This is a genomic window from Bacillus sp. FJAT-49736 (assembly GCF_018343615.1).
GTDB lineage: Bacteria > Bacillota > Bacilli > Bacillales > Bacillaceae_C > Margalitia.
Genome location: NZ_JAGYPI010000003.1, coordinates 186,268 through 205,654, shown reverse-complemented (window position 1 = coordinate 205,654; position 19,387 = coordinate 186,268). Strand labels below are relative to the sequence as shown.

Sequence of the window (19,387 nt, the reverse complement as noted above, 5' to 3'; positions counted from 1 at the left end):
AAAAAGGTGTATATAAATATGAGTATCTTAACTGTAAAAAATTTAAGTCATGGCTTTGGTGACAGAGCGATTTTCAATGACGTGTCCTTCCGTCTTTTAAAAGGCGAGCATATCGGTTTAATTGGCGCAAATGGTGAAGGAAAGTCAACATTTATGAACATCATTACGGGTAAGCTGCAGCCTGATGAGGGTAAAGTAGAGTGGGCAAAAAAAGTTCGAGTTGGGTATCTTGATCAGCATGCTGTCTTAAAAAAAGGGATAACAATCCGCGATGCATTAAAAGGAGCCTTCCAATACCTTTTTGATTTGGAAGCGGAAATGAACGATATTTATACGAAAATGGCCGATGTGACGCCAGAGGAGCTTGAAGCATTGTTGGAGGAAGTCGGGAATATTCAAGATACCTTAACTAATAATGATTTTTACATTATTGACGCGAAGGTCGAAGAGGTTGCCCGCGGTCTTGGTTTGGACGAAATAGGTCTTGAGCGGGATGTTCAGGATTTAAGTGGGGGGCAAAGAACGAAAATCCTGCTAGCGAAGCTACTATTAGAAAAGCCAGATATCTTGCTTCTAGATGAGCCAACTAATTATCTTGATGAACAGCATATCGAGTGGCTGAAAAGGTACCTACAGGAATATGAAAATGCCTTTATCCTTATTTCCCATGATATACCGTTTTTAAATAGTGTTATCAATCTTATTTACCATATGGAAAATCAAGAATTAAATCGCTATGTCGGGGATTATGATAATTTCCTTAAAGTTCATGAAATGAAAATGCAGCAGCTCGAGTCTGCTTATAAAAAACAGCAGCAGGAAATTGCAGAATTGAAGGATTTTGTTGCTCGAAACAAAGCTAGGGTATCCACTCGAAATATGGCGATGTCACGTCAGAAGAAATTAGATAAAATGGAAGTCATTGAACTTGCTGTAGAAAAACCAAAACCAGAATTTCATTTTAAAGATGCCAGAACATCTGGAAAGATTATCTTTGAAACATCAGACTTAGTAATTGGATACAATGAGCCCCTTTCAAAGCCACTCAATTTACGCATGGAGCGTGGTCAAAAAATTGCACTTGTCGGGGCAAATGGTATCGGAAAAACGACCCTATTAAAAAGCATCCTGGGTGAAATCAAACCAATTTCCGGATCTGTTCAATTAGGGGACTATTTATTTACCGGGTATTTTGAGCAGGAAATAAAGCAAGCAAACTATCAAACTTGTATTGAGGATGTTTGGAATGAGTTCCCTTCTTTTACCCAATATGAGGTTCGGGCAGCTTTGGCAAAGTGCGGGTTAACTACTAAACATATTGAAAGCAAGGTGGAAGTGCTTAGTGGTGGAGAAAAGGCGAAGGTTAGACTATGTAAACTCATTAATAAAGAAACAAATATTTTGGTCTTGGACGAGCCAACAAACCATCTTGATGTCGAAGCCAAGGAAGAACTTAAGCGTGCTTTAAAAGCATACAAAGGAAGCGTTCTTCTTATTTGCCATGAGCCTGAGTTTTATCATGATGTGGTTACTGATGTATGGAATTGCGAATCTTGGACAACGAAAGTATTTTAATAAGGCACTTCTCTTAAACTTTGTTGCTTCAAGTGACGCAAAGTCCTTACTTTGGTTTACATTCAATAATCAACTTAAGAAAAAGTGTCCCCAAAACCAGACCAAGTCTTTATAGAATAAAAAATATATTGTAAAGCAGTATTCTGATTTAAACTGCCATTAATATTTATCTCCGTATTTTACGGAGTTTTTTTTATATCATACATTCTAACTATTCATATAATTCTATATAATTAGTTAAAGGAATAGGAAAAAGGGGGGGATAAATTGACATTTTACGGATTTGTCTTATTACTTCACATTATAGCTGCAGTCGCAGGATTAGGAGCAAGCTTTGCAATGCCTTTAGTGATGAAATATCCTAAAACGTTGGAACAGGCGAAATTTTCCTTGCTTTTAAACAAGCAAATTGAAAAACCTGTAAAATTCGGAAGTATTGGGCTGCTTGTTACTGGACTCATTCTTGGATTCATTAATATGGATCTTTTCCAACACGGCTGGTATATTGCCTCCATCATAATTTATATTCTTGTACAGCCAATCGTTGCCGGCATTCTTCCAAAGAAACTTAAACAAATGGAACAAATTCTCGATGAAAATGAAGGAGTAGATATTCCGGATGATTATGAGGTGTTGAATCATGGTCTACGTCCATATAATTGGATAATACATGTAGCAGCCATTGTTTTAATTGTCCTAATGACCGTTAAGCCATTTTAATATAGGATAACTCCTATTCCTAGCTTATTTTCATCATTTAAACTATAATACGTGAGTTTCCTTAGATATTTACGGACTTCTTAGTCCGTTTTTTTATTCCTACAAATAATTCCATATTTTTATAAAGTTTGTATATTTCGCACAATTATAACATTTTAGTATTACTGCAATTTTCCTTTACCTTTTATTTTTGTCATGCTAATATACATATCGGAGACATAATTGTCGAACAATTCAGTTGGGAGGATAAAAATATATGAAAAAGCAATGGTTAATCGCTTTAGGACTAGCTCTTGTGGTTGTATTTACAGCAGCTTGCTCTAATAGTGATTCTTCTAAATCAGATTCGAAAACAAGTGACAATAAAAAGGAAAATGCAACAAATGAAAAGTCTGACATGATGCAATTTTACATGGATCTTGTCAATAAAATTAATGCAAACGATTCAGACATTAATGCATATGAAGCAGCATTAGCGGCAGATCCACAACCATCCGCAAAAGAACTTGCAGATTTACGAGCTAAGGCAGCGGAAAGTGCACCTAATGTTGTAACTAGCATTCAAGAAGTGAAGATTCCATCCGGATTAAAGGACAATAAATCCGATCTTGAAGCAGTTTTAAAAGATTTAGAGGATTCCTATCAATTAAAAGCTGATGAATTGAAAAAAGACAAGCCATCACTTGATGCTGCTAACGAGAAGCTTACTTCTGCTGATGAAGCATTAGGAAGCTTGTTAGATAAAGTTGGTTTGGCAAAAGCTAGCATAAGCAATGACGTAAACTCTTAATCTATAATGAAACAGCAGCCATAATGGCTGCTGTTTTTATGTTATTTCATTTTAAAATCACCGGAAGACGTCCTGACTTTAAGCTTTATGGTCCCGGTAGAAATCTTTCCGACTATCACATTCTCTGATTTTACAGAATATCGCACATCCTTTAATTGTACCGTTCCACTTCCTGAATTACCTTTAAAATTAATATTGAATGGGAGCTCCTTTTGAGGTGTTTGTACTTGAACATCACCACTTGAGGTTTCAACCGAGATCTTTTTAATCTTATCATTTGGATGAATTTCAATATCGCCAGAACTTGAATTTACATCTACAATCCCTGCAATACTCTCTAACATTATGTCCCCGGAAGAGCTGGAAAAACTAGCAAGCTTAGAATCTTGCATATTCGTATTAATATCACCGCTAGATGTTTCTATTGTCATTTTATTATCAACTGTTCCCTTTTCTATTCGTATATCGCCAGAGCTTGATTTAACACCTAAATGTTCTGCGTGCAATCCTCTTGTCAAAATATCCCCGGAGGATGTCTTCACAGAAATAGACTGATACATATTTTCAGGTAAGCCTATAATGAGCTTTGTTTGACTTATGGCCATTAAACTGATGTTAAAGTAATTCTTTCTTTTTATTGCAATTTCAACTGTACCGTCTTTCTTATCCACATTAAGCTCAAAATGGTCCTTCAAATTTTTACTTAATTTTCCGCTCAGTTTAACGGTAATATCCTTTTGTTTAGAAGGAATCACCATTACATCCGTGGAGGATGATTTAACTTCTATTTTGTTTACGTCACTTATACTAATGGTTTTATTTTCATGTAAATGTATGGTTTGAAACGGATTCTTTACGGCAAAAGTTGCAATTGAGCCAATGAGCCCAATAATAATAAGTATCAATCCGCTGTATACAATTTTTTTCACCATCTGCTACCTCCCTAATATGACCCGTATATTAAATTGAATATATTTCACAATACCCTTATATAGGAATTTCCCCACATATACTGCAGCAACACCAAGAATTAAACCGATTCCACACAAAACTAGAGTATTAAACATTTCAAAGCCAAGCCCGTCGTATTCTCCAATAAGCGCTGAATACACAGTCAGCAAAGGAGAAAGGGTAAATCCAACGGCCATCGCACATACCCCAATGTATATCCCGATGATTCCCATTACAGGTCCCAAAATAAAGACGAGATTAAAGAACCCTAACCCGATCGAGGATAAAACTGTACGAGTAATGCTAGGTGCTTTTGCGGAGTTATCCACTTTTGATATTTTATAATCTGCTAATAAATCTCTCGAAATATCGATTGGATCACCAAGCTCATCGATAATTTCTTGCTCGCTCTTCCCACTTTCAAGACCAACAGCAAAATGTTCTTCAAAATCATACATAATATCTTTACGATCCTGTTCCGGGATGTTGATCAGAGCAGCATCAAGTTGTTTAAAAAATTCATTTTTCCCCATGATTCGTCCCCTCTTCGATAAATTGGTTAACCGCCATTGAAAACTGGCGCCATTCCCTTATTAGCTCGTTCATATACTCTCTTCCGCTTTGTGTAAGTGAATAATACTTTCTTGGTGGACCTTCAGATGATTCAGAAAGGTAGGTGGTTAAAAACTCTTCCTTCGTTAATCTCCGCAGTAACGGATATAATGTTCCCTCCGCTACTTCTATCTTATTGGATATGTTTTGTGCTAATTCATAACCATATTGGTCCTTATTTGAAATTAATATTAATACACATAATTCAAGCACACCTTTTTTAAATTGAACATTCAAAATTTCCACCTCCTGAATATTAACCACTATTAATTAATATTCAATAGTTATTTGTAACTATATAATAATCGATACTACTGAATATTGCAAGGTAGTAAATGAAAAAAAATTGGATACATACTCGTATCCGATTTTTTTTATTTACTATTCATAATTTTCCCTGCCACCAATTCCTTTTTATGCAGATCTGCATTTAGTTCGCGGCAAATTTGCTTAAGTTTCCGCTCCTCACGCTCCGTTACGATCGATATTACCGTTCCAGATGCGGAGCCCAATCTTCCGGTTCTTCCTGAACGGTGCACAAATTGGGAGAGACCTTCCGGAAGTTCATAATGAATGACATGGGTCAATCCTTGCAAATCCAACCCCCTTGCCGCGACATCTGTTACGAGCAAATACTGAATTTCTCCTTGTTTGAATAACTTGATTGCTTTTGCCCGCTCTTCTTTTTTCAACTCACTATGAAGCTGTCCAACTGAAACTCCCTTAAATTGGAGTTTTTCTGCTAAGACAGAGAGATTTCCAATATCCCTAACAAAAACCAGAGCTTGAAATTTCTCCGCAGCACTAAGCTTTCGAAGTACATCTATTTTTTCTCGTGCATCACATAAAAAATATTGGTACTCTACCTTAGGAGATTCCTTAACAGTAATATTGATTAGCTCCGGTTTTTTCATCATTGCACTTGCCTTCTGAATCGCTTCAGGTGATAATGTTGCAGAGAACAACACCAGCTGGCGGTCACTCAAAGTTGATTTCACAATATTAGAGATTGCTTGTTTATTTTCAGGCAGCAATAGCTGATCCCCTTCATCCATTACTAACAATTTCACTTCATGCATTTTTAACTTCTTTTGCATGATTAGTTCATTAATTCTCCCAGGTGTTCCTATTACGATTTGTGGTCTTTTCTTCAATTTTTCCAGCTGACGTTTTAAATTAGCTCCTCCGATAAAGGAAGCGGCTAATATACTCGTACCTTCTGCCCACTTTTGAGTCTCCTCAAGAATTTGCATCACCAATTCTCGTGATGGGGCAAGAATAACGGATTGAACACCTTTACTCTCTTGATTTATTTTTTCCAGCAACGGCAGCAAATAAGCAATGGTTTTACCTGTACCAGTTGGAGAACTGGCAATAACATCTTTACCTTCTAATATATATGGCATTGCTTCAAGTTGGACAGCCGTTAACTTCTCGTAACCTGCCTTTACCCAATTGCTTTTAATAAAAGCTTGATATGATTCTAAAAATTCGTTCAACATATTTTCTCCTTTTACACCGAAAACTTATATAAGCTATATCATACACTAATATTTGCAAACAAGACAAACCCCTAGCCAAATATGGGTAGAGGGATGAATAGTTTATTTTATTTCTACAGTTGTTGTTAATTCAGGAGCTTTCCTTGCCTTGGTTGCTTGCTCAAATGCGTAGGATAATTTTAATAATATTGGTTCACTGTAGGCTGTACCAGTAAAGGTAATGCTGACAGGTTCACCATCCTTCGTATAACCAGCTGGTACCGTTATGGATGGATATCCTGCCTTAGCTGCAATGCTTGCTCCAAAAAACTGCGGAAAAATAATTGCATCTACTCCATGCTCCTGTAATGCATAATCAATTCCTTGCTCCGTGGATAAATAAATATCCTCCTCAAGGGCTTGTACATAATCTAATTCTGTTAATGTCCCACTCGTTGCTTCTGATTCTTCTAATACAGCTTGTCCATATTTTAACATTGCTTCCGGGTCTTTTTGATTAAATTCAATTAAATCCTTTAGCGAACGTACTGGAAGACTAGAATCGATTTGGCGCAAATATGCATTTACATCTGCCTTAAACTCATATGTTAAAACATCGTACTTCCATTTTGCCTTAGCAGAAGGAATCGAAATATCCGATAACACAGCACCACATTCAGCTATTATATCTAATGTATGATTAATAATTTCCAGCTTTTCTTCATTTAAAAACTGGAAGTACCATTCCCTTGCGACCCCAATTCGGGCACCGTTTAGACTATCCTTTTGTAAAAAGGATGTAAAGTCAATATCACTTAATTTTGTATTCGTTAAAGTAGCTGCGTCATTGGAATCTTGTTTTGTCAAAGCGGATAAAAGAATAGCAGCGTCCTTTACAGTTCTTGCCATTGGACCGGCAGTATCCTGACTATGCGCAATTGGAATGATACCGCTCCTGCTAATAAGTCCAACTGTAGGCTTTATCCCGACTAGAGAGTTTTGCGTTGCTGGATTTAAGATCGAACCAGATGTCTCTGTTCCAATAGCTGCTGCCGCAAGATTGGCTGCAATCGCAGCCCCGGATCCGGAACTGGAACCTCCTACATCAAATTTTTCAGGTCCATAAGGATTTAGGACCTGCCCACCTCTGGAACTATATCCGCTCGGCATATTGTTTGCCATAAAATTGGCCCATTCTGTCATATTCGTTTTACCAAGAATGACAGCGCCTGCTTCTCTTAACAATTTTGCAACAAACGAATCCTGCTTGGCAACCGAATCTGCCAATGCCAAAGACCCTGCGCTCGTATGCATTTTATCAAAGGTATCAATATTATCTTTAATCAGTATTGGAATGCCATGAAGTGGACCTCTTGGGCCTTTGTATATTCTTTCTGCGTCTAAACCAGCCGCAATTTGCAGTGCATCAGGGTTGATTTCCAGTACAGAATTTATTTTCGGACCGTTTTTATCAAATTGGGCAATTCTATCCAAATACATTAAGACTAGTTCCTTTGAGGTTATCTCGCCGTTTTCCATCTTCTCCTGCATTTCATCTATGGTTGCTTCTATTAACCAGTCCTGCTGAATTTTTATAAGCCTCGGATTTTTCATCAATACATTTCCCCTTTAAAAATTTATTTCTGTTTATATTTCTAGTCGACTTGTATTAATCCCTTTTTCCAAATAAAAACAAAAAGGCCAATAATTCTTGAACAATCATTGGCCTACATAATTACATTGGCTTCCATTTATAATTGATTGTTTTTACTACCTTTTCTTGGACTCTCTCAGAACTTTGTTTTCTTTCAACAGTTCTGTTCGTTAGATGTTTTCTATTTTCTTCCCTGCGTTCACGCCTAGTATTTCGGGTTCGTCTAGTTCTTCTAGTTCTTCTAGAATCTCGCCTATGTTTGCGATGCGTACTGTAGCTTGTATATCGATCACGATCACGCTTCCGGTCTCTTATTTCTTCAATATCTATGACCACGGAAGAATCATACTCGTTATCTATTGACTCCGGAGCAAGCATTGCAGTCTCCCAAACTTCCAATACCTCAGATGCCACTCTATCCCATGTATATTGGGATTCTGCAAGTTCTCTGCCCTTTTCCCCCATTTTCCGCATTAATGATTTGCTGGACAATACCTTAGAAATTTTATCAACAAATTCATTTGGATCGTCTGGATTCTTGACAACAAAGCCGTTTTTTTCCGACTGGATTACCTCTGGATTCCCTCCCCTTGCTGTCGTTATAATCGGCAGTCCTGCGGCCATGGCTTCATAGTGAACTCTTGCGAGTGGCTCCTGCCATCTGGAGGTGCACACAAATATATCACTTGCCGCATACCAATTCTGAATTTCACTTGGCGCCACAAAACCAGTCGTTATCACCGGAACCGGCGATCTATTAGCTAATGCCCTCACATATGCTACATAGTCCGTAACATCATTTTGGCTAAACCATTTGCTTCCGACAATGACAAGAGCTAAATCGTCAAACTTCCGCGAAAGCTCCGGTAATGCTCTTACTAATCGATCTACCCCTTTATTATTGGAAAGCCTTCCGGTAAATAGAATAACCGTTTTACCTTCTAAATCATGTTTTCTCCGGAGATTTCTTCGGATATCCTGCATTTTTGCATGATCACCAGGCAAAAAGCGCTTTATATCTACACCGGAATAAATAGGACGAATCTTATCTGCAGCCTGGGGAAAATATCGCTTAATTTCTTCGCCAATATATTTACTAATGGTAACAATTTGGGCGACTTCCCCAATTACTGCTGATGCTTCCTCGGATTGAATTTTGTCAGGCTTAAACATATCATTATGCATGCTTAAAGTAATCTTTGAATGCGGAGCTACTTTTCGGATTGGAAGAACAAGACGGGGTCTATTAAATATATGAATAAGGTCAAAATGGTTCGACTCGAGGAAAGAAATAACTCCTTCTCGATATATCTCAAAAATCTTCCCAGGAATTCTAACATAATGGATTCCATCAACCGTTTCTTCAGAAGGAAGGGAGTCATCATGAATGCCAAGTACCGTAATATTATGTGAATTCCTTAAATACGGGAGTATTCCGGATATATAGGTTTGAATGGCTCCACCCAATACGGGAGGGACAGGTAGCTTTTCCGTGCATATCATTAATATTTTCATTATTACTCCATCCCTTTCCAATCATCTCTTAATTCGTTTAAAACCGTCCACTTTGTTTTCTCAAGGTCCACTATATTCTTAATAAGAATTTTCGTTTCATTATTTAAAAATTGCTCCGGTTCATAAACGACCTCTTTTATATTTTTATAAAACTCATTAGGAAGGGATAAATCGATCATTAATATATCATATAAATCTCTTGATATCGGATTTTCCTCATGATACGCAAGGATCATTTCCCTTATCCAAGTTTTATCCCATTTTTGCAAATCAGCCATAGTACCGCTTACTAGTTTTCTTAAATCTCGAATCGGCAAATCATATGCAACACCATCTAAGTCAATAATCCACATTCCTCCTGGACCTTTTTGTCCATTGGACCATCCATAATCCTGATGAACCAGTCCCCATTCTTTATTTCCAAGCTTAACCATGTCGAAGTAGTTCGATTCTTGAAGCGCCTTTATTCCGTTCTCGGCTTGTCTTTCGAATTCACCAACAACCGATAGTAAATCAGAACTAGCCGGCATTTCATGGTAGGCACTCGCAATATTGCGGAACCAATCCATTTTGACCCTAACCTTTTCATAATTACTAGGCCATTTATATAATCTTGAGGCAATTTCGGCTTTGTGCGGTGGAACATATCCTTTCGTTAACCGATGAAACTCACCAAGTGCTGCACATAACATTTTTGCACCGTTTAAATCTTTTGATACAGGCTCCAATGGCTCAATCCATTCGGCAACAAACCACAATTTACCCCCGGCTTCTACATACTTTCGTCCATCCTTCGTTTTAATAATCTTTGGTACCCTAGCCTTCTTGACCTCTACTAAGTATTCCTGTGCCCCTAAGCTAAACATACTTCTAGTTGGTCTGCGATGAAGCAGCTTTAAGCTTTTTGGGCCAGAGCTTGTTGCAAGCTTCCAGATGGCACCACCTTTATCTGGTTTAGTTGTGACGACATTCATACTCTGAATGGAAAAATCATAGTTTTTCAGAACATTTTTTCCTAGAGATTCGATATAATCCGGCACGTAAAATTCATCGGAGCCAACTTCTTCCACCCACGGCTCAATCCTATTCTTCTCCATTATTCTCCTCCTAGATTTACTTTTGACTCTTTTTTCATTAGAGATATTAGCACCTATTAACAATATTTTTATGTCTAAAAAAAATAATTGTATAGGTAGTTCCATCAATTATGCCTCAATAAAATGTGCAGTTATAATAAGCCTTCTTTAAAAAGCTTGGTCTCCAAGCACATCTACCCAGGTACCTAAAATAAATTTTCCTTTATAGGTAAATCCCACATACTCTATGTGTCTTTTCATCATAGAAAGTATAAACGGCTATATTGGCCAGTTTGGAATAAGGAGGGGAGAGAATGATTCGAAAGGCTATTATCCCTGCTGCCGGGTTAGGCACAAGGTTTCTCCCTGCAACAAAAGCATTGCCAAAGGAAATGCTCCCGATAGTAGATAAACCAACCATTCAATATATTATCGAAGAAGCAGCAGCCTCGGGAATTGAGGACATTATTATTATTAGCGGCCGAAGTAAACGATCCATCGAAGACCACTTTGATAAATCGTATGAATTAGAAGAAACTCTTCTAAAGAAAAATAAATTTGGTCTGCTGAAAAACGTCCAATCTATTTCAGAATTAGCAAATATTCATTATATACGCCAAAAGGAACCAAAAGGCCTCGGAAATGCAGTTTATTGTGCAAAAAGCTTTATTGGTAATGAACCGTTTGCAGTTCTTTTAGGTGACGATATCGTAAAATCAAAAAAGCCTTGTCTAAAGCAAATGATAGAAGTATTTAATCGTTACCAAGCATCCATCGTTGGCGTTCAGGAAGTACCAATGGATGAGGTATCAAAATACGGTATTGTTAAACCAAATGGCTGTGTAATTAATGAAGAGATTATTAATATCGAAGAATTAATTGAAAAGCCTAGTATCGAAGAGGCACCATCTCGTTTCGCTATTCTTGGAAGATATATATTAAAGCCGGAGATCTTTGATATTTTAAAGGATTTAAAGCCGGGCTCCGGTGGAGAAATCCAATTAACGGATGCCATAAATATTTTAAATCAATCACAGGCGGTCTTAGCTTTTAATTTTCAAGGAAAACGATATGATATCGGGGATAAAGTTGGATTTATTCGCGCTACAATAGACTTTGCACTCCAAAGATACGATATGAAAGAAGAGGTTCTTCAATATTTGTCCGAGGTCCTTCAACGGGAAAAATAAATATCAGAATATCATTCTATTACATTACTAAAGTGTCTTTTACTGAATGGGGGTGAACAATTTGAAAATAGGGATTATCGGGGCAGGTTATGTTGGTACCACTACGGCAATTGTTTTTGCAAAATACGGCTATACTGTAACAGTCATGGATATAAACGAGGATAAAATTAAAAATTTAAATAATTCCAAACTCCCTTTTTACGAAGAAGGTTTGGAAGAGCTACTGCAAGCATTCCTATTCAACAATAGACTTTCCTTTACCACTAATATAACAAAGGGTATTCATGAGTGCGATATTCTATTTCTGACGGTAGGAACCCCCTCAACAGAGGATGGAAACGCTGATCTGACCTATGTGGAGGATGCGGCAAGAAATATCGGGAGATTCATGAATGATTATAAGACCATTGTCATTAAAAGCACCGTTCCAATAGGCACAGGAGAGCGGATAAAACATGTCATAAAAGAAGAGATGATTAAAAGAAATCAATCTATTCCTTTTGATCTTGTTTCAAATCCAGAATTCCTTCGGGAGGGAAAAGCATTATACGATGCTTTATATCCTGAAAGAATTGTAATAGGCTGCGATACCGATAATGCAAGGGAAATAATGAGAAATTTATATAAAAATGTTGAAACAACCTTCCTATATACAACCATTAAAGAAGCAGAAATGATTAAGTATGCCTCTAATGCTTTTTTGGCCACGAAAATATCCTTTATGAATGAATTAGCAAGATTATGTGAAAAAAAAGGTGTCAATGTTAATAAGATTGCAGCAGGAATGGGAATGGATAAGAGGATTGGCCCTGATTTTCTGCAGGCAGGAATTGGGTATGGAGGTTCGTGTTTTCCAAAGGATATAAAAGCAGTGCTAGCATTAGCCGCTGATTGTGAAGTTTCCATGAATATTTTACAAGCTGTTTCATATGTGAACGAAACACAAGTCGAATGGTTCATGGAAAAAGTTAAGCAGGTAGTGGGTAACCTTTCAAACAAACGTATTGCAATATTAGGTTTGACCTTTAAACCGCAAACGGATGATATAAGAGAAGCACCCTCTTTAAGAGTTATCGATTTCCTATTAAAAAACAATGTATCCATCTCAGCCTATGACCCTCAAGGGGCAGAACATGTTAAAAAAATTTATCCTTCCATTACTTATTCATTAACCCCTCTCGATGCACTCAAAGACGCTGATGCTGTTTTCATCTTAACCGAATGGAATGAAATCCTCGAAATAGATTGGCAGGGTGCAAAATTTCTAGTTTCTAGACCACTAATTTTTGATGGAAGGAATGCTCTTGATTCATCCAAATTATTGCAATTAGGATATCACTACTTTGGAGTAGGATTATAAAGCGCAGGAGTATAACTTGTTTCAAAAAAGGAAGTATTTTAAGAAAAGAGCCATTAAAGGGGACACTTATAGTGCATCAAAAAGAAAAGTTTATATTTATTACCGGCTGTGCCGGTTTTATTGGATTTCATCTATCCAAACGCTTATTAAATGAAGGATTTCATGTCCTTGGAATTGATAATATAAATGATTACTATGATCAAAGCTTAAAATATGATCGCTTAGAAATATTAGAAAGGGATATGAATTTTGTTTTTATCAAAGGTTCAATTGAAAATCTGGAATTATTAAAAAGTCTCTTTAAACAGTATGACATCGACAATGTAATCCATTTAGCCGCACAAGCAGGAGTCAGATACAGTCTAAAAAATCCTCATGCTTATATTCAATCTAATCTTGTTGGTTTTGCCAATATTCTTGAATGTTGTAAAGAACAGAAGGTAAAACACCTAATCTATGCTTCCTCTAGTTCAGTCTACGGCAATAATAAGCAAACACCTTTTTCTGTAACGGACCGCGTTGATCAACCAGTTAGCTTGTATGCAGCTACTAAAAAGGCAAATGAACTAATGGCATATACTTACAGTCATTTATATCAGCTTCCTACAACCGGCTTACGATTATTTACAGTTTATGGTCCGTGGGGCAGACCGGATATGGCTACTTTTACCTTTACTAACGCTATTATTAAGCAAGAGCCATTAGATTTATTTAATTACGGTAATATGAAAAGGGATTTTACTTATATTGATGATGTAATAGAATCGATATATCGACTAATAATAAAAGGGCACCCACAAGAGTATGCCCCTCCTTATATAATTTATAACATTGGGAACCACCGCCCCATTGAACTGCATTATTTTATTAAAGTATTAGAAGATAACATTGGAACGAAGGCAATAAAGAACTTTTTACCAATGCAGCCTGGTGACGTTCCTGAAACATTTGCGGATATTGAGGATATTGCAAAATTTATAGAGTATCGTCCACAAACGGATATCAAGGATGGGATGAGTAAATTTATAGATTGGTTTAAAGAGTATTACAATATCTCATAAATAGTTTCTACTACACAAACAATATAAACAAAAGAGGAACCTTAGTTGGCACAAACTAAGGCTCCTTTTATTATAAGAAGATATTAAAAATCGCATAAACTTCATCAGACATAAGGACCCTGACCATACAAAATAGTAGCTATTTCGATGACTTCCAGTTATAACTAACGGATTTAATGACTGTTTCACGCTTTACTCTTGAATTTCTGAACGATGTATTTCTGGATCTATTATCACTTTTTTTATAATTATTATAATTACTGCGGGTGGATCTTCTTCTTCTTGTACGATGACTACTACTGCTGCTTGTGGTTCTTCTTCTGTTCGTACGGCTACTGCTACTTATCGTTCTTCTTCTGTTCGTACGACTACTGCTACTTATCGTTCTTCTCCTGTTCGTACGGCTACTGCTCCTTGTTGTTCTTCTCCTGTTCGTACGACTACTGCTCCTTGTCGTTCTTCTTCTGCTCGTACAGCTACTGCTCCTTGTCGTTCTTCTCCTGCTCGTACGGCTACTGCTCCTTGTCGTTCTTCTCCTGTTCGTACGGCTACTGCTCCTTGTCGTTCTTCTTCTGCTCGTACGACTACTACTTCTTGTCGCTCTTCTTCTGCTCGTACGGCTACTGCTCCTTGTCGTTCTTCTTCTGCTCGTACGACTACTACTTCTTGTCGCTCTTCTTCTGCTCGTACGACTACTACTCCTTGTCGCTCTTCTTCTGCTCGTACGGCTACTGTTCCTTGTCGTTCTTCTTCTACCCGTACGGCTACTGCTCCTTGTCGTTCTTCTCCTGCTCGTACGGCTACTGCTCCTTGTCGTTCTTCTCCTGCTCGTACGGCTACTGCTCCTTGCCGTTCTTCTTCTGCTTGTACGGCTACTACTCCTTGCCGTTCTTCTTCTGCTCGTACGGCTGCTGCTCCTTGCCGTTCTTCTTCTGCTCGTACGGCTGCTGCTCTTTGCCGTTCTTCTTCTGCTTGTACGGCTACTACTATTCATAGTTCTTTCCCCATAAGTAAAGGAATTTCCTCTTGCTGATGTTCTTTCTATCATTAAAGGATGGCTTTCTACTGATGTAGTCCTTTCCATAGTTGTTAGGTCCGTAGCTCTTCCACTACTTAGACGATAACTGCCTCTTACAGATTTTCTATTCATTCTTAGACGGTAGCTTCTTTTAGTTAATCTATCTTTAGTAGTAAGGCGTTTCCCGCTAGTTTGCCTATGAACATTAATACGGTGGGAACCCCTACTTTTTGCAGCTATTTCATTGTCCTCTCTGTTTCTCCAAGAACCGCTCGTATCTCTATTTAAACCAGAACGTATTAAGGTAACCACATAGTTTTCACTGCTGGATTCGAGCTCATTCATTTCGTTTGCTCCATCTATTAGGCTAATTTGCATTTCCACCAGATCATTAGTTTGTTCTTTAAGAAAATCATTACTTTGCTCTTGTTGTAAATCATCGAATTGATTTTCTAGTTGACCATTTATAAGCTCTTCAGACTGTTTATCCTTTGCGGCTTTTAGTTGTTTAATTTCTTGATCTTTTGGATGATTCCTATTTCTAGTCTCCATTTTGATCCTCCTTGTTACTTATCCATTAGGGTTATACATAATGTATAGTACGTGTCTACTAATTTCTTGAAACAGGATAAATAACTATTTATAATTATTTCAACTAAAGCCCACCTCATAAGTAAACATTTTGGTAATGCTATATCAATTCTCATTTTATTAATCTAGGCTTTTTAGTTTGGAAATTAAATATTGGTTTCTCAAGTGGATAAATTCTAATATTAGATTAGGTTCTTCCTTGAATTTTTCCAGATCATCTTTTTTGTAGGGATCCATCGGAATGTATGGCTCTATCAGCTGAAACAAATATTCAATTTTTGGCCGCAGATAGTCAACGGTATATTGATTCGTCAAAAATTCTGCAAGCATACTTCGGTATTTTTTTCTGAATGCCGTTACATCTAAAAGGCGTGCAGTTAATGTATTATAGCCTTCAATCCGAACATAATCCTCCTCCATATACTTTCCATTTACATCTCTGCCCCATGTTGCATCATAATCCCAAGGAATAATTTCAAATAATCCTGTATCTCCATTTCTATATAATGCATAGTTATGAACAAAGCCATCATAATTCTGAGTTAAAACTACTCCTGCTAGCCAGCGCAAATACTTCTCAACATCTAAATGATGAATGATTTCCTTTTCAAACTCTTGTTTTAATAGGGTATTTATAACAAAAATAAACTGCTGCAGATGATAATCGTCGCTCTTATTACCGCACTTCCTTTCGTATCCAAGTAATAGCGACTTTTTTGTTTCTTCATCTAAATCACTAAGTAATGAAAAATTTGCGTCCCCATCAACCGCATAAAAAATGGACCCGTTTGGAAGACCCCTTTTTTTCAAAAAGTTTTCATCTACAGACTCTAATTCAAGATATATTCCTTCTTTTCTGCCATTTAACTGTAAAAAAATGAATTGTGATTCGGGAGAGAGAACTCCAATGTCGGAGAAAAAATCGAGAGAAAGTTTATTTCTAATCATAGAAGGATCTTTATACTCTGCATTTAAGTGAATTTCCTTTTTGCCCTGATAATTACTAGGCTTATAGAAGGAAACATTATAGGACTTTTTTGCAAACTTTCTTATATGTGAACCCCTGTATACAATATCAACATCAAATTTTCTTTTATTAATGGTTAACTGCCCCGGTACAGGTTCCTCATTCCAGATATCCTTTTTTAACTCCCTTAAATCGAGGGGGTGAACATATAACTGATATTTTGGCAATTTATCTTTTCCTGTCAAAAGAAACACCTGCCTTTTTATTTATGGCTGTTTTTGCATGGAGTGTTAAAATCCAAAAGCCGATTTTAACTTGTTGCTTGTCGTATTAATAAAGATTTTGCTAAGGGGCATCTTTTCTTAGAAGATTAATTCATTCTGAAAAAAAGAATGTTAATATGGGTTACGCTTTCAACAGCAACATAGTTTTAGAAAAGAGTCTTTATTATTCGTATGAAAAAAAGGCAGTCTGTGACACATCAATCATTTATCTATTTTTTTAAAATATAAACAAATGTCCCATACATTTTTGTAGGATACACGTACCATATAGCAATGAAAGATATAAAAGGAATCTTTCAATTTTATAAGGGATTCAAATCTTTCAATGCCCAAAAGGAGGTTAATCATGGACAATTTCAGTTCGGAAAGTATTCAAGAAGCTGTTGAATACGCCCAAAATGCTGGTTTAGGAGAATTTATGCTCCAGGATCCAGGTTCTATGCGCGAGTCAAGAGCATCTAGCCGTAGAAGCTCTTCTAGTAGTACATCTCGTAGAACTTCTCGTCGTAGCTCCTCACGTCGTCGAACTTCTCAGCGTGGCAATACTCGTCGCAGCTCTTCCCGTCGTCAGACTTCTCGTCGCAGCTCTTCCCGTCGTCGGACTTCTCGTCGCGGCTCTTCCCACCGTCGGACTTCTCGTCGCAGCTCTTCCCGTCGTCGGACTTCTCGTCGGAGAACTTCCCGCCGTCAGACTTCTCGTCGCAGCTCTTCCCGTCGCCGGACTTCTCGTCGCAGCTCTTCCCGTCGTCGGACTTCTCGTCGTAGCTCTTCCCGTCGTCGGACTTCTCGTCGCAGCTCTTCCCGTCGTCGGACTTCTCGTCGTAGCTCTTCCCGTCGTCGGACTTCTCGTCGTAGCTCTTCCCGTCGTCGGACTTCTCGTCGGAGAACTTCTCGTCGGAGAACTTCTCGTCGTCGGACTTCTCGTCGGAGAACTTCCCGCCGTCGGACTTCTCGTTTTAGAACAACCAACAGAGTCGTTAAAGATGGGAATATGTGGTCCGTAACATTAGTCAGAGAAGATTAAAATATTCTCTTTAGTCAGCGGGGGTTAAATCCCTGCTGTTTGCTACTCTAATTTTAGACATATTAATGGGCAGTATCGTACCTTGCTTCAAGATTTTAGAAGCAACAGTAATACTGCCCATTGATATTTTGTTGATCATAATATATTAAGAAACCTTTTCCTATGTACCATTACCTTCAGCTTCATTCCCATGTAGAACAGGCAATTGAATTGTAACTTTCGTTCCAGTATTTAACTTGCTCTCATAATTTACTTTTCCGTTCATCGTTTCAATAATTCTTATCGATACTGCAGTACCTAAGCCAGTACCCTTTTCTTTCGTTGTATAAAAAACGGTTCCCATTCTTGAAAGCTGCTCTTGCGTCATTCCTTTACCTGTATCGGAAATTTCAATATAAACATAGTCATTTATTTGCCTTAAGCTTACAGATACCGTCCCACCCTGCGGTGTTGCTTCAATTGCATTCTTGATAAAGTTTACAATTGCCTGCTTGAGACGATCTTTATCTGTAACAACAGAAGGATTTTCCTCAATATGATCTGCTAAAACAACTCCTTTTGTGACAGCTAAAGATTGAATTAAGGTGATAATTCCAGAAGTGAAATCGCCAAGCTCAATTTTTTCTATTTTACGGAGCTGCGGCTTTGCAAAATTTAAGTAGTCGCTAATAATTACTTCTGCTCTATCTAATTCACTCAATACTAATGTTAAGTATTGTTGATTTGCTCCTTTTTTTTGCTGCTTCATAAGCTGTAAAAATCCTTTTACTACCGTTAACGGGTTCCTAATTTCATGAGCAATGGAGGCAGCGAGCTCACCCATTGTATTTAATTTTACCGTCTTTGTCATTTCCTTTTGCATTATTTGTTTCTCAATCATTCTTTCATGAAGAGTGGCGGAGACAGCTATTCCCAATATTTGAACGGATCCGTAAGCAACAACAAAAAGAAGAGAATTTATTTTCGTTTGATTAGAGTACTCATTAAGTAAAAAATGACTGTAAGTAATGCATAACTGTACTATTGCAGCCCATATTCCTACTATTAGGGCTCTTTTCACTCGATTTAATTTACTTATATTCCAATAGTTTTTATGGAGGTATAATGGCAAAATCACGGAGAAGATCAAGCATATATAGGCGATCACTAATCCGTCTCCGCCAGTTATTGTCCTTTTTAACAGTATGACAAGAAAAACAATCAGTCCTGAAATAGGACCTTCATACAGAAGAGCAATAGCTAACGGGGTATATCTCAAGTCCCAAACCATATTAAAGGCAGAAAAAGGGAAGGACATAGCCAATAAAGCCGTCAGTCCATTGATTACTCCAAATAAATATGGAGAACTTCCTATTTTTTTATTTTCAAAAAAAAGCGTATATATATGTACGGGAATTACAATAATTAAAAGCTGGAGAATAATTATTTCAAGGATCATATTGTATCCTTCCCTTTTAAATATTTATACGATACAATACGACAATTTGTGGGAAAAATCCTTTAATTTATACAAGTATT

Annotated in this window: 17 protein-coding genes and 1 pseudogene; 9 read left to right on the top strand and 9 right to left on the bottom strand. The window is 37.4% G+C overall.

Features of this window, described 5'->3' with window-relative positions:
• Positions 1 to 18: 18 nt before the first annotated feature.
• From KHA87_RS17085 to KHA87_RS17075, 3 genes are all read left to right on the top strand, one after another.
• Positions 19 to 1,575 carry an ABC-F family ATP-binding cassette domain-containing protein gene (locus KHA87_RS17085; RefSeq protein WP_213095394.1) on the top strand — a complete coding sequence of 519 codons (1,557 nt, stop codon included), beginning with the start codon at positions 19 to 21 and terminating at the stop codon, positions 1,573 to 1,575.
• A gap of 267 nt (positions 1,576 to 1,842) precedes the next feature.
• Positions 1,843 to 2,295: a DUF2269 family protein gene (locus KHA87_RS17080; RefSeq protein WP_213095393.1), complete on the top strand. Its 453-nt coding sequence runs from the start codon at positions 1,843 to 1,845 to the stop codon at positions 2,293 to 2,295.
• Between the two features lie 256 nt (positions 2,296 to 2,551).
• Positions 2,552 to 3,085 carry a hypothetical protein gene (locus KHA87_RS17075; RefSeq protein ID WP_213095392.1) on the top strand — a complete coding sequence of 178 codons (534 nt, stop codon included), beginning with the start codon at positions 2,552 to 2,554 and terminating at the stop codon, positions 3,083 to 3,085.
• Positions 3,086 to 3,126: 41 nt separating this feature from the next.
• On the opposite strand, the gene KHA87_RS17070 is transcribed toward KHA87_RS17075, so the two are convergent.
• The 7 genes from KHA87_RS17070 to KHA87_RS17040 all read right to left on the bottom strand — a co-directional run bounded on the left by KHA87_RS17070 (position 3,127) and on the right by KHA87_RS17040 (position 10,395).
• A complete protein-coding gene (locus tag KHA87_RS17070) occupies positions 3,127 to 4,017 on the bottom strand; it encodes a DUF4097 family beta strand repeat-containing protein (protein ID WP_213095391.1) in 891 nt (296 codons plus the stop codon).
• A gap of 3 nt (positions 4,018 to 4,020) precedes the next feature.
• Positions 4,021 to 4,569, bottom strand: a complete 549-nt coding sequence (locus KHA87_RS17065) for an HAAS signaling domain-containing protein (RefSeq protein WP_213095390.1) — start codon at positions 4,567 to 4,569, stop codon at positions 4,021 to 4,023.
• A complete protein-coding gene (locus tag KHA87_RS17060) occupies positions 4,556 to 4,885 on the bottom strand; it encodes a PadR family transcriptional regulator (RefSeq protein ID WP_213095389.1) in 330 nt (109 codons plus the stop codon). Before KHA87_RS17060 ends, KHA87_RS17065 begins: the two co-directional genes overlap by 14 nt.
• A 137-nt stretch (positions 4,886 to 5,022) precedes the next feature.
• Positions 5,023 to 6,150 (bottom strand): DEAD/DEAH box helicase, encoded by a 1,128-nt coding sequence (locus KHA87_RS17055; protein WP_213095388.1) that lies wholly within the window; start codon positions 6,148 to 6,150, stop codon positions 5,023 to 5,025.
• 102 nt (positions 6,151 to 6,252) lie between these two features.
• Positions 6,253 to 7,743, bottom strand: a complete 1,491-nt coding sequence (locus KHA87_RS17050) for an amidase family protein (protein WP_213095387.1) — start codon at positions 7,741 to 7,743, stop codon at positions 6,253 to 6,255.
• 121 nt (positions 7,744 to 7,864) lie between these two features.
• The gene (locus KHA87_RS17045; RefSeq protein WP_213095386.1) at positions 7,865 to 9,298 is read right to left on the bottom strand and encodes a glycosyltransferase family 4 protein; all 1,434 of its coding nucleotides are present in this window, start codon (positions 9,296 to 9,298) and stop codon (positions 7,865 to 7,867) included.
• A gap of 2 nt (positions 9,299 to 9,300) precedes the next feature.
• Positions 9,301 to 10,395 carry a CotS family spore coat protein gene (locus tag KHA87_RS17040; RefSeq protein ID WP_213095385.1) on the bottom strand — a complete coding sequence of 365 codons (1,095 nt, stop codon included), beginning with the start codon at positions 10,393 to 10,395 and terminating at the stop codon, positions 9,301 to 9,303.
• A gap of 293 nt (positions 10,396 to 10,688) precedes the next feature.
• On the opposite strand from KHA87_RS17040, the gene galU reads away from it, so the two are divergent.
• The 4 genes from galU to KHA87_RS17020 all read left to right on the top strand — a co-directional run bounded on the left by galU (position 10,689) and on the right by KHA87_RS17020 (position 15,018).
• Entirely contained in the window at positions 10,689 to 11,564 is an 876-nt protein-coding gene (gene galU / locus KHA87_RS17035) for a UTP--glucose-1-phosphate uridylyltransferase GalU (protein ID WP_213095384.1), read from the top strand.
• A gap of 52 nt (positions 11,565 to 11,616) precedes the next feature.
• Complete coding sequence (locus KHA87_RS17030) at positions 11,617 to 12,924, top strand: UDP-glucose dehydrogenase family protein (RefSeq protein WP_349305596.1); 1,308 nt, start codon at positions 11,617 to 11,619, stop codon at positions 12,922 to 12,924.
• Between the two features lie 71 nt (positions 12,925 to 12,995).
• Positions 12,996 to 13,985 (top strand): GDP-mannose 4,6-dehydratase, encoded by a 990-nt coding sequence (locus KHA87_RS17025; RefSeq protein WP_213095382.1) that lies wholly within the window; start codon positions 12,996 to 12,998, stop codon positions 13,983 to 13,985.
• A 289-nt stretch (positions 13,986 to 14,274) separates the two neighbouring features.
• Positions 14,275 to 15,018 carry a hypothetical protein gene (locus KHA87_RS17020; protein WP_213095381.1) on the top strand — a complete coding sequence of 248 codons (744 nt, stop codon included), beginning with the start codon at positions 14,275 to 14,277 and terminating at the stop codon, positions 15,016 to 15,018.
• Between the two features lie 696 nt (positions 15,019 to 15,714).
• On the opposite strand, the gene KHA87_RS17015 is transcribed toward KHA87_RS17020, so the two are convergent.
• Positions 15,715 to 16,806, bottom strand: a complete 1,092-nt coding sequence (locus tag KHA87_RS17015) for a CotH kinase family protein (RefSeq protein ID WP_213095380.1) — start codon at positions 16,804 to 16,806, stop codon at positions 15,715 to 15,717.
• A 364-nt stretch (positions 16,807 to 17,170) separates the two neighbouring features.
• Between KHA87_RS17015 and KHA87_RS22690 the strand changes: the two are divergent.
• Both KHA87_RS22690 and KHA87_RS17010 read left to right on the top strand, forming a co-directional pair.
• Positions 17,171 to 17,266, top strand: a pseudogene (locus KHA87_RS22690) (CotG/ExsB N-terminal domain-containing protein); the annotation flags it as partial.
• 115 nt (positions 17,267 to 17,381) lie between these two features.
• Entirely contained in the window at positions 17,382 to 17,849 is a 468-nt protein-coding gene (locus KHA87_RS17010) for a hypothetical protein (protein WP_213095379.1), read from the top strand.
• A 180-nt stretch (positions 17,850 to 18,029) separates the two neighbouring features.
• Here the strand turns inward: KHA87_RS17010 and KHA87_RS17005 are convergent, their stop codons facing one another.
• Positions 18,030 to 19,307 (bottom strand): ATP-binding protein, encoded by a 1,278-nt coding sequence (locus tag KHA87_RS17005; protein WP_213095378.1) that lies wholly within the window; start codon positions 19,305 to 19,307, stop codon positions 18,030 to 18,032.
• Between the last annotated feature and the right edge of the window lie 80 nt (positions 19,308 to 19,387).

Bases quoted from the DNA above. Each gene is read 5' to 3' on its own strand.
- KHA87_RS17050 (WP_213095387.1), bottom strand. From the start codon at position 7,743: ATGAAAAATCCGAGGCTTATAAAAATTCAGCAGGACTGGTTAATAGAA.
- KHA87_RS17040 (WP_213095385.1), bottom strand. From the start codon at position 10,395: ATGGAGAAGAATAGGATTGAGCCGTGGGTGGAAGAAGTTGGCTCCGAT.
- galU (WP_213095384.1), top strand. From the start codon at position 10,689: ATGATTCGAAAGGCTATTATCCCTGCTGCCGGGTTAGGCACAAGGTTT.
- KHA87_RS17070 (WP_213095391.1), bottom strand. From the start codon at position 4,017: ATGGTGAAAAAAATTGTATACAGCGGATTGATACTTATTATTATTGGG.
- KHA87_RS17065 (WP_213095390.1), bottom strand. From the start codon at position 4,569: ATGGGGAAAAATGAATTTTTTAAACAACTTGATGCTGCTCTGATCAAC.
- KHA87_RS17005 (WP_213095378.1), bottom strand. From the start codon at position 19,307: ATGATCCTTGAAATAATTATTCTCCAGCTTTTAATTATTGTAATTCCC.
- KHA87_RS17085 (WP_213095394.1), top strand. From the start codon at position 19: ATGAGTATCTTAACTGTAAAAAATTTAAGTCATGGCTTTGGTGACAGA.
- KHA87_RS17075 (WP_213095392.1), top strand. From the start codon at position 2,552: ATGAAAAAGCAATGGTTAATCGCTTTAGGACTAGCTCTTGTGGTTGTA.
- KHA87_RS17045 (WP_213095386.1), bottom strand. From the start codon at position 9,298: ATGAAAATATTAATGATATGCACGGAAAAGCTACCTGTCCCTCCCGTA.
- KHA87_RS17055 (WP_213095388.1), bottom strand. From the start codon at position 6,150: ATGTTGAACGAATTTTTAGAATCATATCAAGCTTTTATTAAAAGCAAT.
- KHA87_RS17020 (WP_213095381.1), top strand. From the start codon at position 14,275: ATGACTACTACTGCTGCTTGTGGTTCTTCTTCTGTTCGTACGGCTACT.